Source organism: Kastovskya adunca, assembly GCF_059505785.1.
Window position 1 is genome coordinate 1 of sequence record NZ_JCACLG010000035.1, and the last position, 15,283, is coordinate 15,283.

13 protein-coding genes, 2 pseudogenes and 1 riboswitch are annotated in these 15,283 nt (G+C 48.1%); of the genes and pseudogenes, 7 read left to right on the forward strand and 8 right to left on the reverse strand.

Annotation, left to right across the window (positions count from 1 at the left end):
- The first annotated feature begins 197 nt into the window (after positions 1-197).
- Positions 198-1,067: an SMP-30/gluconolactonase/LRE family protein gene (locus tag AC5JR3_RS14235; protein WP_495847073.1), complete on the forward strand. Its 870-nt coding sequence runs from the start codon at positions 198-200 to the stop codon at positions 1,065-1,067.
- A 12-nt stretch (positions 1,068-1,079) separates the two neighbouring features.
- On the opposite strand, the gene rlmN is transcribed toward AC5JR3_RS14235, so the two are convergent.
- Positions 1,080-2,150, reverse strand: a complete 1,071-nt coding sequence (rlmN, locus tag AC5JR3_RS14240) for a dual-specificity RNA methyltransferase RlmN (protein ID WP_495847075.1) — start codon at positions 2,148-2,150, stop codon at positions 1,080-1,082.
- A gap of 88 nt (positions 2,151-2,238) precedes the next feature.
- On the opposite strand from rlmN, the gene AC5JR3_RS14245 reads away from it, so the two are divergent.
- Positions 2,239-2,448 (forward strand): hypothetical protein, encoded by a 210-nt coding sequence (locus tag AC5JR3_RS14245; protein ID WP_495847077.1) that lies wholly within the window; start codon positions 2,239-2,241, stop codon positions 2,446-2,448.
- A gap of 3 nt (positions 2,449-2,451) precedes the next feature.
- Positions 2,452-2,709: a type II toxin-antitoxin system RelE family toxin gene (locus AC5JR3_RS14250; RefSeq protein ID WP_495847079.1), complete on the forward strand. Its 258-nt coding sequence runs from the start codon at positions 2,452-2,454 to the stop codon at positions 2,707-2,709.
- A gap of 57 nt (positions 2,710-2,766) precedes the next feature.
- On the opposite strand, the gene bchD is transcribed toward AC5JR3_RS14250, so the two are convergent.
- Positions 2,767-4,803, reverse strand: a complete 2,037-nt coding sequence (gene bchD, locus AC5JR3_RS14255; protein WP_495847081.1) for a magnesium chelatase ATPase subunit D — start codon at positions 4,801-4,803, stop codon at positions 2,767-2,769.
- Between the two features lie 122 nt (positions 4,804-4,925).
- On the opposite strand from bchD, the gene AC5JR3_RS14260 reads away from it, so the two are divergent.
- Entirely contained in the window at positions 4,926-5,855 is a 930-nt protein-coding gene (locus AC5JR3_RS14260; protein WP_495847083.1) for a YihY/virulence factor BrkB family protein, read from the forward strand.
- Between the two features lie 231 nt (positions 5,856-6,086).
- Complete coding sequence (locus AC5JR3_RS14265; RefSeq protein ID WP_495847085.1) at positions 6,087-6,428, forward strand: tetratricopeptide repeat protein; 342 nt, start codon at positions 6,087-6,089, stop codon at positions 6,426-6,428.
- A 122-nt stretch (positions 6,429-6,550) separates the two neighbouring features.
- Here AC5JR3_RS14265 and AC5JR3_RS14270 read toward each other — a convergent pair.
- Positions 6,551-6,833 (reverse strand): annotated as a pseudogene (locus AC5JR3_RS14270) (transposase); the annotation flags it as partial.
- 5 nt (positions 6,834-6,838) lie between these two features.
- Between AC5JR3_RS14270 and AC5JR3_RS14275 the strand changes: the two are divergent.
- Positions 6,839-7,011 (forward strand): annotated as a pseudogene (locus AC5JR3_RS14275) (ABC transporter ATP-binding protein); the annotation flags it as partial.
- 68 nt (positions 7,012-7,079) lie between these two features.
- A riboswitch (cyclic di-AMP (ydaO/yuaA leader) is annotated at positions 7,080-7,201 on the forward strand.
- Positions 7,202-7,333: 132 nt separating this feature from the next.
- Positions 7,334-8,041, forward strand: coding sequence for a universal stress protein (locus tag AC5JR3_RS14280; protein ID WP_495847087.1), 708 nt, complete (start codon positions 7,334-7,336; stop codon positions 8,039-8,041).
- Between the two features lie 104 nt (positions 8,042-8,145).
- Here the strand turns inward: AC5JR3_RS14280 and ligA are convergent, their stop codons facing one another.
- The 5 genes from ligA to truB all read right to left on the reverse strand — a co-directional run bounded on the left by ligA (position 8,146) and on the right by truB (position 15,169).
- Entirely contained in the window at positions 8,146-10,203 is a 2,058-nt protein-coding gene (gene ligA / locus AC5JR3_RS14285; RefSeq protein ID WP_495847089.1) for an NAD-dependent DNA ligase LigA, read from the reverse strand.
- 62 nt (positions 10,204-10,265) lie between these two features.
- Positions 10,266-10,721, reverse strand: a complete 456-nt coding sequence (locus AC5JR3_RS14290; protein WP_495847091.1) for an SRPBCC family protein — start codon at positions 10,719-10,721, stop codon at positions 10,266-10,268.
- A gap of 112 nt (positions 10,722-10,833) precedes the next feature.
- On the reverse strand, positions 10,834-12,762 hold the full coding sequence (locus AC5JR3_RS14295; protein WP_495847093.1) for a S9 family peptidase: 1,929 nt from the start codon (positions 12,760-12,762) through the stop codon (positions 10,834-10,836).
- 591 nt (positions 12,763-13,353) lie between these two features.
- A complete protein-coding gene (locus AC5JR3_RS14300) occupies positions 13,354-14,127 on the reverse strand; it encodes a hypothetical protein (protein ID WP_495847095.1) in 774 nt (257 codons plus the stop codon).
- Between the two features lie 127 nt (positions 14,128-14,254).
- Entirely contained in the window at positions 14,255-15,169 is a 915-nt protein-coding gene (truB, locus tag AC5JR3_RS14305; RefSeq protein WP_495847097.1) for a tRNA pseudouridine(55) synthase TruB, read from the reverse strand.
- Positions 15,170-15,283: the final 114 nt, after the last annotated feature.

A 15,283-nucleotide genomic window follows, 5' to 3' on the forward strand; every position in this document is an offset into this window, starting at 1 on the left:
GGGACTCTTCAGGGCTATTGAAAGCCCCGTCTCTAAAGAGCGGGGAAGCTTACCCTATCTGCTAGCGGCTGTTTTTTAGCAATCATCCACCCCATTAGTGCTACTGATGGGGTTTTGAGCGCTTGGCAGTGAATTTGGGAAAAGCAAGCTACCACGTTATTCTGTACAAACAATTTAATTGTTTCTTGCTATCTGCCATGGAAACTCCCGAAATCCTCATTGATTGTCAATGTGAAAATGCTGAGGGCCCACTCTGGCATCCTATTGAGCAGCGTCTTTATTGGGCGGATATCCTCGCCGGACACTTATTTCGCTACGATCCCGTTACCCGTACCCACGAGCAAATATACTCCGGGGAGCCTGTTGGGGGGTTCACCATTCAAGCCGATGGCTCCCTGCTCCTGTTTAAAGCACGGGGAGCGATTGAATGCTGGAGTGAGGGAAAACTCACCACATTGATTCCTGAACTACCAGAAGAACGGGAAACCCGCTTTAATGATGTGATTGCTGACCCTGTAGGGCGGGTTTTTTGCGGCACAATGCCTGCTCCCGATCGCGATGCTCGGATTTATCGTTTAGATACTGATGGTTCTATCTCGATTGTTATTGAGGGAATTACTCAGGCAAATGGGATGGGCTTTACTCGCGATCGCCAACACTTCTACTACACGGACTCGCCCGAACAAAAAATTTACGGCTGTGACTACGACGAAGAAAGCGGTTCCTTAAGTAACCAGCGAGTGGTGATTGCCACGCCCCCTGATCAAGGAGAACCTGATGGGATGACCGTTGATGCGGAAGGCTATATCTGGTCAGCTCGTTGGGATGGCGGACATCTCTTCCGCTACGCGCCGGATGGTACGGAAGTGTTACGCATTCCTTTCCCAGCGAAGAAGGTAACAAGCATCACCTTTGGCGGGGAGGACTACACCGACATGTTCGTCACTACCGCTGGCGGCAATAATCGAGAGCAAGAAGGAAGCGGAGCCGGGGCAGTTTTTCACCTCAACTTAGGTATTCAAGGTGTGCCCGAATTCCTCTCCCAGGTGGCTGTACCGGAGGAGTGATCCGGCGGTAACTTACTCTCCCTGATTTACTCGCAGTTGTCCGCAAGCGGCATCTCGTTCTAAACCGCGAGAACGGCGGATGCTGACGGCGATATGTTGTTCTTTTAGAGCCTCTACAAAGGCTTGAATTCGGCGATCGCTGGGACGTTGATAATCAACTTCGCTAATCGGATTGTAGGGAATCAAGTTAACGTGGCTTTGGAAGCCGCGCAGGTGTTCGGCGAGTTCGGTAGCGTGTTCTGGTAAGTCGTTGAGTTCTGCTAAGAGGATGTATTCAAAGCTGACGCGACGACCCGTAATTTGCACATACTCTCGGCAATCTTCCAAAAGCGTCTCTAGGGGATAGTGATGAGCGCTGGGGATAAGTTTTTCTCGCAGTTGCTGATTGGAAGCGTGGAGGCTGACGGCAAAGGTGACTTGCAACTGATATTCCGCAAGTTGACGGATACGATTGGGGATGCCGACAGTGGAGATAGTTAGCGATCGCTGTCCAATCCCAATATCTTCATTAATGGACTTCACCGCACCCACAACCTCTGTAAGATTTAGCAACGGTTCGCCCATGCCCATAAAGACAACATTACTAACTCGTTGCTGAAAATCTTCCTGTACCGTTAACACTTGATCGATGATTTCATGACGCTGCAAATTGCGGATAAAACCACCTTTTCCGGTAGCGCAAAAGTCGCACGCCATCGGACATCCGACTTGTGAGGATACGCAAACCGTCAGTCGTTTGGCAGTGGGAATGCCAACCGTTTCAATGAGATTCCCGTCTGCCAGTCGCAGCAAATATTTAATCGTGCCATCGGGAGCAACAGAACGATAGTGGAGTTGGGAACGTCCAATGGGAACGGCGGCGGCATCTTCTCGCCATTGCTTAGGAAAGACAGTAATTTCCAAAAGCGATCGCGCCCCTTTTTGATAAAGCCACTGATGGAGCTGCTTTCCTCGGTAAGCTGGCTGCCCTTGCTGCTGCACCCAGCTTGTCAACTCGGCTAAAGAAGACCCCAACAACGGAGTTGTTGCACCCTCTTGGAGCTGAGGGCGATTCACTGGAGATGAAACAGGTGTCAAAGACATAATCAAAAAAGTGGCTGGGATCTCTATCCTAGAGCAAGCGGCAACAAGCGACAGGCTCAGTTGTCATTAAGGTTATGGAGAGAAACAAATGGATACTAAAGAGCTGATCGTGCAGGAATTAGAATCAGCCTCAGAGCCAATCCTGACTGAGGTTCTAGATTTTCTACGATTCCTCAAGAACAAACAGACCGAATTGGAGCTACAGGAAGACGTAAAAGATGCTTTAGAAGCCAAGGCAGAAGCTAAAAGGCAGGGAACCATCTCCCTTAAAACGTTTAAACAAGAATTGGGGCTTTAGGGTGTGGTCTACCAAGTCGAAATTGCCCCCGCCGCACAGCGCCAGATTAGGAAGCTAACGACTGACGTTCAGCAGAAAATTATCCAGCGCCTAGAAGCCTTAGCAGTAGACCCTTATCCAGCAGGTGTAGTCAAAATGCGGGGGGAGCAAAGCTTATACAGAGTCCGCTTAGGCGACTACCGGATCATCTATGAGATTCAGGACGAGGAGTTACTGATTCTTGTTTTAAAAGTAGGGCATCGTCGAGATGTCTACAAATGAAGAGCCTGGGTTGGCAGGCTTTGTTTGTGTAGCCCAGGTTTCTAACCTGTGGGAAATTTAGCGAGATTTTATGTCAGCGATCGCGCTTTTGGTCATTGCCGCGATCGCGCGATCGGTAGCTTTGGGTAAGTGGTAATACTTCCCTCCTGCATGTTTGGCGAGTTCCTTGGCAAAGCCAGTAGAGACAAATTTATTCTCCGTATCAATCACCAATAGCTGAATGCCCATTGCCCGAATTCGTCCGGCAATTTCCAGCAACTCACCTTTGATATCCGGCTTCTCCCCCTCCGTCATTGGTTCACCCAAAGAACGGGCTAAGGAAATATTCCCCCGTCCATCGGTAATCGCCACAATCACTACCTGACCGATATCGCCTGACATCTGAGCATTAGTCCCGACGCGAACAGCTTGAGTCAAACCATGGGCTAAGGGAGAACCACCGCCACAAGGCATTCGTTCTAAGCGATTACGTGCCAAAGCAATGGAACGAGTCGGCGGTAGTAATACCTCAGCCTGTTCGCCCCGGAAGGGAATCAACGACACCTGATCGCGATTTTGGTACGCCTCAGTGAGCAGTTGCATCACAGCTCCCTTAGCCGACTGCATCCGGTTCAATGCCATCGAGCCAGACGCATCCACCACAAACACCACCAACGCCCCAGCACGACGAGCTAAACGTTTTGAGCGCAAATCTCCCTGTTCAACAATCACCCGGCGATCGGGTTGGCGTTGTCGGCGGGCTTTTTGGTAAGGAGCCGCCGCGCGTAAAGTGGCATCAACGGCAATACGACGGACGGCACCTTTCGGTAGCATCGGCTTCACATAGCGGCCTCGGTCTTCGGAAAAGATAATGCTGCGGCTTCCAGATTTCCCTTGTCGATGCGCTTTTTGAGCAAAGAAAAGAATACTGGGGTCAAGGATGACACCTTCGGGGTCAAAGACAAACTCTTCCGGGATGCCGGGTGGCTCCTGCTCCGGTTCTTCGGGAGTTTCGTTTTCCTCCGGTTCGTCCGGTTCATCCGGTTCCTGTTTAGACTCATCCTCCGGTTTGTCCTGCTGTGGCGGCGGTGGCGGCGGTGGTGGCGGTGGCTCATCCGGGGGCGTCTGTACAATCGTTGAGCGAGGAACAATGACCAATTCCACTGCCCGTCGCAAATCTTCTGGTGTAACGGTTTGACGCCCTTCTAAAGCGGCGGCGGCTTTGGCAACGCGCACGGCAAATAGTTCCGCCCGATGTCCTTGAACGCCCCCTCGAAGTGCTTCATCAACGAGATAACCAATTTGTTCGCGGCTGATGCGGACATCTTTTAGCCACTCTCGCGCCAGCACAATCTCTGTTTTCAGGGTATCGGTATCTTCGGTGTACTGCTCCAGAAACTGCTGCGGAGAGCTGGCGTACTCTAAAACCTGGTCTACGGCTTGCACCCGCTCATCTAGAGACAATACCCCATCTGCCGAAAGGGTAATGGCAATGCGATCGAGTAGGTGTTCCCGCAGGGGGCCTTCTTCGGGGTTATAGGTGGCAATCAGCAGAGGTTTGCAAGGATGCTGAAAGCTGATTCCTTCTCGCTCGATTTGGTTGCGTCCTTCCGTCAGCACCGTCAGAAGCTGGTTTGCGATCTGGTCATCCAGCAGGTTGATTTCATCAATGTACAAAACGCCTCGGTGCGCCTGTGCCAGTAGTCCGGGTTGAAAGACGGGTTCTCCCTGTTTTACGGATTTCTCAACGTCTACTGAACCCAACAGACGGTCTTCTGTCACTCCCAGGGGAATTTGTAAAAAGGGCGAGGGGATAACTTCCGTCGGGACGCTGGCAGGATCGACATAGTCTGTTAGTAGCTGGTCATCCCATTCTTCAGGACGGGTGGGATCGCAGTTACAGAGGGAATCTTTGACAACTTCAATGGGTGGCAAGAGGGAATGGATCGCTCTTGCCATGACGGATTTGGCAGTCCCTCGACGACCTGCGATCGCCACGCCTCCAAGTCCTGGGTCAACGGCGGCGAGTAGCAGTGCTAGTTTAATGGCGTCTTGCCCCACCACGGCGGTGAGGGGGAAGGCTGACATGGCAAGTGTAGTAGTCGGTGCAGGCATAGTTTTAATCGTTGCACATCCTGTGACGCCGCGAAAGTTCTAACTTTGGAGGGTTGTAGTACAAAAGTCGCACAGCTCACACTATTATGTTAGGTTTTTCGGTGAAACAAGGAAGCAGAGTTATGGTGACGAGTCCCAAGGCTATTTTAAGACTGCTCAAAGAAACATTTAAAGAATGGCAAGAAGATAAAGTGTCTCGACTCGCCGCTGCTTTGGCGTATTACACCGTTTTTTCCCTAGCACCGCTATTAATTATTGCGATCGCTGTAGCCGGGGCAGTTTTTGGAGAAGAAGCCGCTAGAGGTGAAATTGTCGGGCAAATTCGAGGCTTAGTGGGTTCTAACGGAGCGGAAGTCATCGAAACAGCGATCGCTAGTGCGAACCGTCCTGATGCAAACGGCGGGATAGCCTCTCTTATCAGTGTTGTTGTGCTACTGTTCGGGGCTTCTGGAGTCTTTACTCAATTACAAGATGCTCTCAATACGGTTTGGGAAGTACAGCCTAAACCTGGACAAGGTATTGCCACTATGTTGAGGCAACGCTTTTTATCGTTTTCGATGGTGCTGGTTATTGGTTTTTTGTTGCTGGTGTCTTTAGTGCTCAGTGCTGGTTTAACAGCATTAAGCTCCTACATGAGCCATTTACTTCCTGGTCTAGATTTTGTCTGGCAAATGGCTAACTACGTAATTTCTTTTGTTGTTATCACATTTTTATTTGCCCTAATTTATAAATTTCTTCCCGATGTCAAAATTACCTGGAATGATGTTTTAATTGGGGCGATAATTACCTCTGTGTTGTTTGTTATTGGTAAGTTTTTTCTGGGACTCTATTTAGGTCAAGGTACTTTTGCAAGCACCTATGGGGCGGCTGGCTCCCTCGTAGTTCTCCTGGCATGGGTTTACTATTCTGCTCAAATTATCTTTTTTGGGGCTGAATTTACGCAGGTTTATGCCAGAAGATATGGTTCGCAAATTGTTCCTGCCGATTACGCTGAACAGGTTCCTGAAATCGCTAGAGCAAAGCAAGGAATTCCTCGAAAGCGGCGACGCTAGACCTTCATCGAGTAGTTAACTACCTGCCTATTTCTCACAGCTTGCTCTAAGTAAACATACTTACAGCAAGCTGTGATTGAAACAGATTTAATTTATCTAAATATCTCAATCACTACTCACCGCAGTAACGAATAATAGTCAAGAAACTGTAACATTATTTTCGGAGGTCAGCCTCAATCACTTCTATCTCAAGGAAGATGCTTCATTGTTAGAAAAAGGAGTTTAGCTAAAATGTCGAATTTAACAGCAGGTTTAGCTGCCTTTGAGGCTGAGGATTATACTAACGCATTCAAAATTTTAAAACCAATTGCCGAACGAGGGGATGCTGAAGCGCAATGCATAGTTGCAAATATGTATCACTTAGGACTTGGTTTAGAAAGAGCTGTTTTAGAGGCAGTTGAGTGGTATAAAAAATCAGCCGAGCAGGGCTATGGCGTAGCATCAAATAACTTAGCAGGAATTTTCATGATGGGAGATCAAGGTATAGCTATGGATCGAGCAAAAGCGGAGAAATGGGTTCAGCAGGCTAAGGAGCAAGGATTTTTACACGCTGCCGATTGGCCAAGTTTTTGAGCTTAGTAATATTTTGCTGATAGTGAGAATGTTGATAAAGTTCTAGGTACTTAAGATGCAAAATACTAAACTCTTCTGAGGTTAAATTAGGTTCAAGAACCTACTCCCTTCCTACCAAAAGATTAGGCAACTAAAGCAAAGATGTAATTCAAATTCCTTTGCACTTGTTCTGCGTTGAAAAACTGATGCGATTGTAAAAACTTAGCCAACTGTTGCTCAATGACCTGCAAAGAAGTGCCTATGGGTAAATGGTGCAAAAATCGCTCTGCGAATCAGATGAATAACATACTCGACTAAATTCAGCTTTGGTGAGTAAGCAGGCAAGTAAATAAACTCCACTTCAATCTCATTGGACAACCCCATCTGCTGCAAATGCACCATTAATTGAAACCGCATCTTCTGTTTAGTGCTCAGATCGAATTATGATGATGATTAATGCCCCCATGCTAAAATTGGAGAGATTTTAGAGGTACCATTCCCGCATCCACGCGATCGCCAAGTGATACGATAATCAAGAGAGTATTTTGAATTACGCAACCATGCCCTAAACTTATTGGATCATCATTTCACTCAAAATGAATAGATCTCATGGTTTCTAAATTGTTAGATTAGTTATGAGTGGGGCAGCCTAATCCATTCCGGCTGACAATCAAATTATGTTAGCTAGGGATTTGGAGCGGAGGAACCAATAATTGGGGGCGAATCTTTAGTGAGAGAGGCACCTTCCAGCCTTAGCCCGTCAGCTAACTTCGTCGGCAGTGGAAGGAGTACCAAGGCATTAGCTTTTATTGCAGTTGTCTTTAGTGTCTCCTTACAGATGTCACTAATTGTTAAAAGGCATAGTGACATCTATTTTTGACCCACCTCTCCTCGGATAGTTGTTCTCTTTTAGAGAGGTTAAAGTTGTGAATGTTAAGCCTATGCTAGTGCGTCTTGAAGGCGCAATGGATCGCAGTGATTTAATCAAAGAAATGCTGTTGCTACCTGAGCCAGCGACAGCTACGTGGGCTACCTCTACAAACTCAGTTAACTTAGTTGTTGGCTATAATGGCTCCCCCAGCAGTCAAACAGCTTTAGATTTGACAATGTGGATTGCTCATCAAACAAGGTTGGTGACTCAAAAATTAGTCACGGTTCAGGTTGTTTATGTTGTAGGGAATCAGCAAAGCCGTAAGTCTTCAGATGTTTTCGATTCTGTCAAATCTGGCAGATCATCAATCCATCAGTATGCAGCTAAACTTGACAGTGCATCAGCATCCGGAAAGTCTACAACATCTGTTTTAACTAAACCCAGACCCCAGGCGTTAGAAGCTCAAAAAAGAAGGTCGGTAAGAAAAGGTAATTCTCAGATAGGTAGCCAATCCCAGTCTTTTAAGCAAGCCGCCCGTATTTTCGAGCAAGCACGTTACTTGGCTGAAGAATGGCGAGGTTTTTTCAAAACTCATCTGCGTTTTGGTGATGTTGCTACTGAATTGAGGTCAGTTGTTGAATCAGAAGCGGCGACTTTATTATTTGTCGGTTGTAATTCTGTGGAACATCCTCTAATTCAGAGATTGGGTTCTAATTTTCCTTGTTCAGTGCTGGGTATTCCTAGTGATTTAACTTCAGAATGAGGAAATTTAAGTAGGCGAGAATAAATCGCACCATGTGAACCAATGCAAGTATTCAGTTTTAGTTGTTCAATAGCCAACAGGTTTAGCAAAATAATCATTCTTGCTTATTGAGGCTGCAAAAGTTCCATGAGTTGGGCTTCTGATAGTTGGGTTATGCCCAAGGTTTTAGCCTTTTCTAGCTTAGAACCTGCTTCTTCCCCAACAACGACGTAATTGGTTTTGGAACTGACGGAATTGGTGACTTTGCCTCCCGATTTTTCAATCAATTCCTTGGCTTCATCTCGCTTGAGAGTGGGTAAGGTGCCTGTGATCACAAAGATTTTTCCTGCTAGCTGCTGGTTGGTAGGTTCGCTGGTTTTTTGCTCCCCAGCGAGTTGTAATCCGGCAGCCTTCAAGCGGTCAATTAAGCTTTGATTGGCGGGAATGCTGAACCATTGGGAGACAGATTGGGCAATTTCTGGCCCAATACCGTAGACGCCTTCAATGTCGCTAGCTTTTGCTTGGGCTAGTTGCTCGACAGAGGAGAACTGAGCGGCTAAAGTTTGGGCATTGACACTGCCAACGTGACGAATACCTAAACCGTAGAGGAGGCGGTGCCAAGGTTGGGTTTTGGAAGTAGCGATCGCCTTGACAATTTTTTCAGCTAATTTCTCTCCCATCCGCTCTAGTTGCAAGAGTTTCTCCACTGTTAAGTCATACAGATCCGCGACGGACTGCACCACAGTTTGGTCTACGAGCTGCTCGACAATCTTTTCTCCCAAGCCGTTAATATCCATCGCATCCCGGCTTACCCAGTGGGTAATTGCTCCCTTTAAAATGGCAGCACAAGAGGCGTTGACGCAGCGGGTTACTGCCTCGTCTACGGGCTTCACTACAGGCTGACCGCAGACGGGGCAAGCGCTGGGCATTTGGAAGGGCTGGGCGCTGGCTGGGCGCAGCTCTGTCAGCACCCGTACCACTTCGGGAATGATTTCCCCGGCTTTGTGAACGATGACGGTATCGCCAACACGGATGTCGAGCGATCGCACATAGTCGATGTTGTGCAAGGAAGCGCGGGAAACGGTGGTTCCAGCTAGTTGCACCGGGTGTAATTCCGCTAGCGGCGTTAAAGCCCCGGTTCTGCCAACATTGATGGAAATATTTTCTACTAAGGTGGGGGCTTCTTCGGCGGCATATTTAAGCGCGATCGCCCAACGGGGAAACTTTTGTGTAAACCCCAACTGTTGCTGAAGTTCAAAGCGATTCAGCTTCACCACTACTCCATCCGTCATGTAGGGTAAGTTCCGCCGCTCGATATCCCAATAGTCGTAGTAATCCTGCACATCCTTCAAGCTTGGGCAGAGTTGGCGATGAGGATTAACACGAAAACCAAGGGAGGCTAGTAACTCCAGAGCATCCCATTGGGTGCGGACAACCTCCTTATCCTCTCCGGGAATATGTAGGGTGTAGGGAAAGAAATCCAGCCGCCGTTGCGCCACAACTCGCGAATCTAACTGGCGTAATGTTCCCGCTGCGGCATTGCGCGGATTTGCAAAGAGCGCTTCCCCGGCTTTTTCTCGCTCCTGATTGATGGCTTCAAACACATCTAAGGCTAAAAAGGCTTCTCCGCGCACTTCCACAATCGGCGGCGGTGTGTCTGTATTCAGCCGCAGGGGAATGGAGCGGATAGTTTTGACATTTTGGGTAATATCTTCCCCCCTGACACCATCACCACGGGTAACGCCCCGTACTAGAACGCCGTTCTCATAGGTTAGGGCGATCGCGGAACCGTCAATTTTTAGCTCCGAGACATATTCAAAGGAATCTACCTCTGGAGCATAGCGCCGCCAGCGTTCCTGCCACTTAGTAAATTCCTCAATGTTGAAGGCATTCTCCAAGCTATAGAGAGGGATGTTGTGTCCCACGGAGATAAACTGCGACGCTGGCTTTTCTCCCACTCGTTGAGTCGGGCTATCAGGGGTTACCAGTTCTGGATACTGCGCCTCTTTGTCTTGCAGTTCCCGATAAAGCTGGTCATATACCGCATCCTCCATCATCGGATTATCGAGGACGTAGTAAGCATAGCTAGCTTTTTGTAGCAGTTGCCGCAGTTCTTGAAGGCGCTGTTGTACTTCCGGTGATGCTTGTGCCACGGCGTCTTTACCCTCAACACTAATTGGCATCTAGTCTAGCGGCAGTTCTACAACTACGGGTTCCGCCGTTAGGCTAAATAGCACGGCAACAACTAACTTTTCCTCTGGCTGCACTCGCGTTGCGTCACCTGATGGCGATAGCCAAACATTTGCTCTAGCTCCCTGAGTACCACCCAACCAAACATCTGTTCTGCTAGCCAACCACCGGGTAAGGAAAAGGCGATCGCATCAGTAAGTCGCGTTTTCCCCTCTATTGGGGCAAACTGATGGCGGTGAACCCAGTAGGGTAGGGGCCCTTCTTTCTGCTCGTCTGTAAACAGTCGGTAAGGTTCGCACTCCGTATGAACGGCTAGCCAGCGTAGGGGTATGGAGCCAAAAAGAATCCGAAATTCTGTAATCGCGCCGACACCCAAACCTCCCTCACGGCGCACCACCTCCATCGGTTGCCACGGCGGAGTCAGCAATTTCAGAATATCCGGGCGTTCATGAAACTCCCAAACCACCTCAACGGGGGCATCAATAACAGAGGAATGTTGAAAGTGCAGCATGAGTCGTCAATAAGGTGGGTTGTACCATTTCACTTGTTCGATCTAGATCCCATCTATATCCCTAACTTCTTCAAGAAATCGGGGATCTGAGCAACTTACAATGCCCCATAACTTATAAATTATCAATCGGCACTGGCGCGATCGCCTCTGCGGGTTCAAAGCCGAAGATGCGGGAGTAGAAGTAAAACTCGCCATCTAGGGCGCGTTTAATATTCTCGGCACGGCGGAAACCATGCTGTTCTCCGGCAAAAGGGACGTATGCCACAGGTAGATTCTTAGCTTTGAGGGCAGCTACCATTGCCTCAGCTTGATTAGGGGGAACGATTTTGTCTTCTAGTCCCTGGAAGAAAATGACGGGACAGGCAAGTTGGTCAGTAAAGTGAATAGGCGATCGCGCTATGTAAATATCTTTGCGTTCGGGATAGGGGCCAATCAATCCGTCTAAATAGCGAGATTCAAATTTATGGGTATCTGTTGCCAAGATTTCTAAATCACTGACGCCATAGTGACTCGCCCCGGCTTTGAAAACATCCCGGAAGGTCAACGCCGCCAGGGTAGTATAGCCGCCTGCACTCCCGCCAGTAATTGCCATCTGCGTACCATTGACTAACCCTTGTTCCGCTAGATACTTTGCCGCATTAACGCAGTCATCAACATCGACAATGCCCCAGGCACTATTAAGCCGCTGACGATACTCTCTACCGTATCCCGTACTGCCGCCGTAGTTGACATCAAGATAGCCAAAGCCGCGACTCGTCCAGTATTGAATTTTTAAATTAAAGGTACTACTAGTCGCCGCCGTCGGCCCACCGTGGCTTTTAACAATTAAAGGAGGCTTCTCTCCCTCAGGGGCGGTGTAGTCTTTGTTTTGAGGCGGGTAAAAGATGGCGTAGGCGGTGAGATTATTTTCTGTAGGAAAGGCGATCGCTTGTGACGTGGAAAGGTAACCTAGGTCAATCTCTAACTGACTCGACTGACGCAGCACCTCCAACTTACCCGTCGCCACATCCATCAACACAACGGCTGTGGGATTAGTCGGCGAACCCGCAATAAATGCTGCTTGACCCCCCGACCCTTGCACTGAGGAAATATCTGTAAAGTCTGTCTCAATCTCGCTTAATTCTTTTTTCTCAGTATCCAGACTTGCCAGATGCCACAGCCCCTCACGGGTGTAGGTGCAGATCAGACGATTGGCAGCAGCAAAGGCATAAGTAGACATGCCAAACACCCACTGCGGCAGTCCAAACTCTGCTTCCATTTCCCACAGTGGTTCAATTTCCTGTTGCCAGCGATAGAGGTTCCACCAGCCGCTACGGTCAGAAACAAAGTACAGCACCCCATCGCTTGACCACTCTGGCTGAAAAATAGATTCTGCTTTTCCCCCAGCAACACACTTTTTCTCACCGACAGAACCATCTGTATTGAGTTGCGCTAGCCAAAGTTGCGTACCATCCCAGGGCATATTCGGATGATTCCAACTCAACCAAGACAGTTGAGAACCATCAGGGCTGAGGCGAGGGGAGGAGTAAAAGTCATCTCCAGATGCCAAAACCTGAACTTCCCCGTTCCCTGTCAAGCTGATGCTAACGAGGCGATTGACAGGTTCGTGGCTGCTGTTGCCGTGGTCTTCCTGGACAGCAATGAGGCGATTGCGTTGCTGATCGACAATGGCATCGGCATAACGCTGCTCTCCTGCTGGTGTCAAGGGTTGCGGCTCTGTGCCGACGGTGTGGCGATACCACCGCTGATCCGCATCGTTGGAAAAGTACACCGTCCCCTCTGTCACCGTAAACGCACCGCTGCCATATTCGTGGGCGCGCGTCCTGACGTTGAAAGGCGCTGGCGTCACATCCACTACTTCCCCGTCGGGAGTGCGGCGCACAATCACGTTTCTTCCGGCTTCAGCAGGTCGTCCCTCTACCCAGTAGACCGCCTCACCATCCAGCGCAATCTGACCTAATCCCACCGTTCCGGCAACCAATAGGTCGGAGGTAATAGGAGATTTCCAGGAGCCATAGGGGGCGGTTGTTGGTTCAGCCATGAGTCAATTTAAAGATGTCCTTTAGTCTCTACTCTAGGGTGACGTGGGGGGCGATCGCTACTACCACTCCGCAAAATCACTGATTTCCTCAAATATTACGAAAATTTATCCCCAATTCTACTGATTTCTTTTAGTCGTTCCTAACGGTATTCTTTAACAACCCTTGATGAAGTTTCGTTACTGAGTAGGACGAAAACGTTAAGGTGCAATCCCTACAACCGATTTGCCTCTTTATCGGTAGATATAAACTTTTAAAAAAGATTGGGTGTATCCCTAGACAGACCCCTAGGCTAGTATGCGAATATTTTACACAGTTCCAAATCGCAAACTACCGTTTTCTTTAATAACCTTCAGAAAACACAATCAGGGTGCATCTTTTTTTTGTCCGCGTACAAAAAATATGACCGCATTTACCACGCGATGCACCTTACCGAAATCGCTCTTCAGTTCTTTACAGTCCAAATTCTAGAGTCTACATCGGTTTAGAAATAGAAACTTGCTCTGGTATCCTTGTTCAAGTGTCTATTTGTAGTTTTTTGCAAGGTTGCTGAACCGAAGCTCTAGAGTCAGTAAAAATCCAAAGCTTTCTAATTAATACCGAACTGGAAACTGCTGCTCTTGCACCACCGAGAATTCAGTAGCAACTGTGCCATAAGAACGAGCTTCAGTTAGTTTATTTACATAGCCTTGATTGAGTCTTTGTAGCTCTCTAGTTTGTAAATTTACCACCTCAACTGGGCCGATTTCTCCCGGTCTTTCACAAGCAAAGACGACCTGTAGATTAGAAATAAATCCTACAAAGTTGTTTCCCTTGAATTGTTCGCAAGCTGCAAACGATAGAAGCTGATAATCATTAAAGGCATCTAAGACAACATGATTGACCCAGGAAGCATTCTGACCATCAGAAACATCAACTCGTAGGACTAAGTATCGGCTATCAGCGGAAAAGGCGATGGGGTTGACAACTGTATAGTTATAAATATTACGAGTTATGCCCAAAACATTATAAAGTCTCTTCCTGATAATTTTTCCTTCTTTTTCAACAATTAATTCTCCACTTGGTCTTTCTGCTATGTTGCCATTGCATCGAATTACAAAAGTATCTTCCCCATAACTGTTAGCTCTCCCCCTTCTTCTGAGGGTCATATCGATGTAAACAGAGCTTCTTTCATCAGGGGAATTGAGAGCTTGAGAACGATAGCTAACTTCTGTGGCTCCCCGGCAATCTCCATTTAAGCGATTGAGAGTTTCTTGACTTAAAGCAGAAAAATATTCATTATCTTGAGCTGAAGTTTTTGGGGCAAAGCTTAAAAAACATCCGGCAAAGATAAAAAAATAAATCAGCGGTGCTTGAAGTTTCATCATTCTAATTATTCTCTACCAGTAACTAAGTTGATATCAAATCTACCAGAATCGCCATAAATTTCTCTGATTACTACTATTCGCCGTAGCAGCGATTAACTAGATTCAAAAAAACAGCGATCGCTTCTACCTAAGACTCTGGCTCAAACACCATCTTGGGAATCAACAACGGCTCATCGGTGGAGCTACTGTACTGAGCAATGCCTAAGAAGCGTCCTTCTTGATCATGCACCCGTAAGATAGAAGGAATAACGGTAGTTTCTATTGTCCACTGTTCGCTGTCAGCTTTTAGGCGTTGACCTTGGCACCAGGCTTTGGCAGGAGTAGGGGACAGGATGACAGCAGGGATATGCTCTAAAGCTGCTGTCGGTGGAATCGGCTCAAAGGTTCCTTGTTGGAGATGAGTTTCTAGTTCTTCCAGGGTTAAGCTGTCGGCTATATGGAAGCCACTGCTTTGGGTGCGGATTAAGGAAGCGAGGGTACCGCCAGTATTTAAATAGTCTCCCAAATCACGAGCGATCGCGCGAATATAAGTACCTGTACCACAAGCGATCTCTAAATCAATTTCCGGAAATTCTCCCGGACGCCAATCGAGAACTTCAATACGGCTAACTTCCACCGTTCGTGCTGGCACCTCTACCGTTTTTCCTGCCCTGGCGATGTCATACAAGCGCTTCCCCTCCACCTGAATCGCGCTGTACTGAGGCGGTACCTGCCGAATTGTTCCTTCAAACAGCTTCAGCAATGGCGCAACATTCTCCAGCGTCAAACCCGTAGCTGGCTGCGTGGCGATAACCTCCCCTTCTAAGTCATCTGTCGTTGTTTTCACTCCCAATCGTACTGTGGCAATATAGGCTTTATCTTGCCGCATATATTGCAATAGCCGGGTAGCTTTCCCCAAGGCAATAGGTAAGACACCTGTTGCTTTAGGGTCTAACGTACCTGCATGTCCCACTCGTTTGAGGCGCAACAGTTTCCGCACCTTGGCAACGCAGTCGTGGGATGTCCATTCGGCTGGTTTATCTAAGTTCAAAAATCCTTGCACAGAATAATCTTTAAAAGTGACATTCTCCCACACTAACCGCAAGCGGTATAGTGCGGGCTTCCCAAGACTTACGACTTGGGTTTCCTGGTTTTTCCCCGTTCGGACTTCGGCGTG

Excerpts from the sequence above, each read along its gene's own strand:
- AC5JR3_RS14235 (WP_495847073.1), top strand. The coding sequence starts at position 198 with ATGGAAACTCCCGAAATCCTCATTGATTGTCAATGTGAAAATGCTGAG.
- AC5JR3_RS14260 (WP_495847083.1), top strand. The coding sequence starts at position 4,926 with ATGGTGACGAGTCCCAAGGCTATTTTAAGACTGCTCAAAGAAACATTT.
- AC5JR3_RS14300 (WP_495847095.1), bottom strand. The coding sequence starts at position 14,127 with ATGATGAAACTTCAAGCACCGCTGATTTATTTTTTTATCTTTGCCGGA.
- ligA (WP_495847089.1), bottom strand. The coding sequence starts at position 10,203 with ATGCCAATTAGTGTTGAGGGTAAAGACGCCGTGGCACAAGCATCACCG.
- AC5JR3_RS14245 (WP_495847077.1), top strand. The coding sequence starts at position 2,239 with ATGGATACTAAAGAGCTGATCGTGCAGGAATTAGAATCAGCCTCAGAG.
- AC5JR3_RS14290 (WP_495847091.1), bottom strand. The coding sequence starts at position 10,721 with ATGCTGCACTTTCAACATTCCTCTGTTATTGATGCCCCCGTTGAGGTG.
- AC5JR3_RS14265 (WP_495847085.1), top strand. The coding sequence starts at position 6,087 with ATGTCGAATTTAACAGCAGGTTTAGCTGCCTTTGAGGCTGAGGATTAT.
- rlmN (WP_495847075.1), bottom strand. The coding sequence starts at position 2,150 with ATGTCTTTGACACCTGTTTCATCTCCAGTGAATCGCCCTCAGCTCCAA.
- AC5JR3_RS14295 (WP_495847093.1), bottom strand. The coding sequence starts at position 12,762 with ATGGCTGAACCAACAACCGCCCCCTATGGCTCCTGGAAATCTCCTATT.
- bchD (WP_495847081.1), bottom strand. The coding sequence starts at position 4,803 with ATGCCTGCACCGACTACTACACTTGCCATGTCAGCCTTCCCCCTCACC.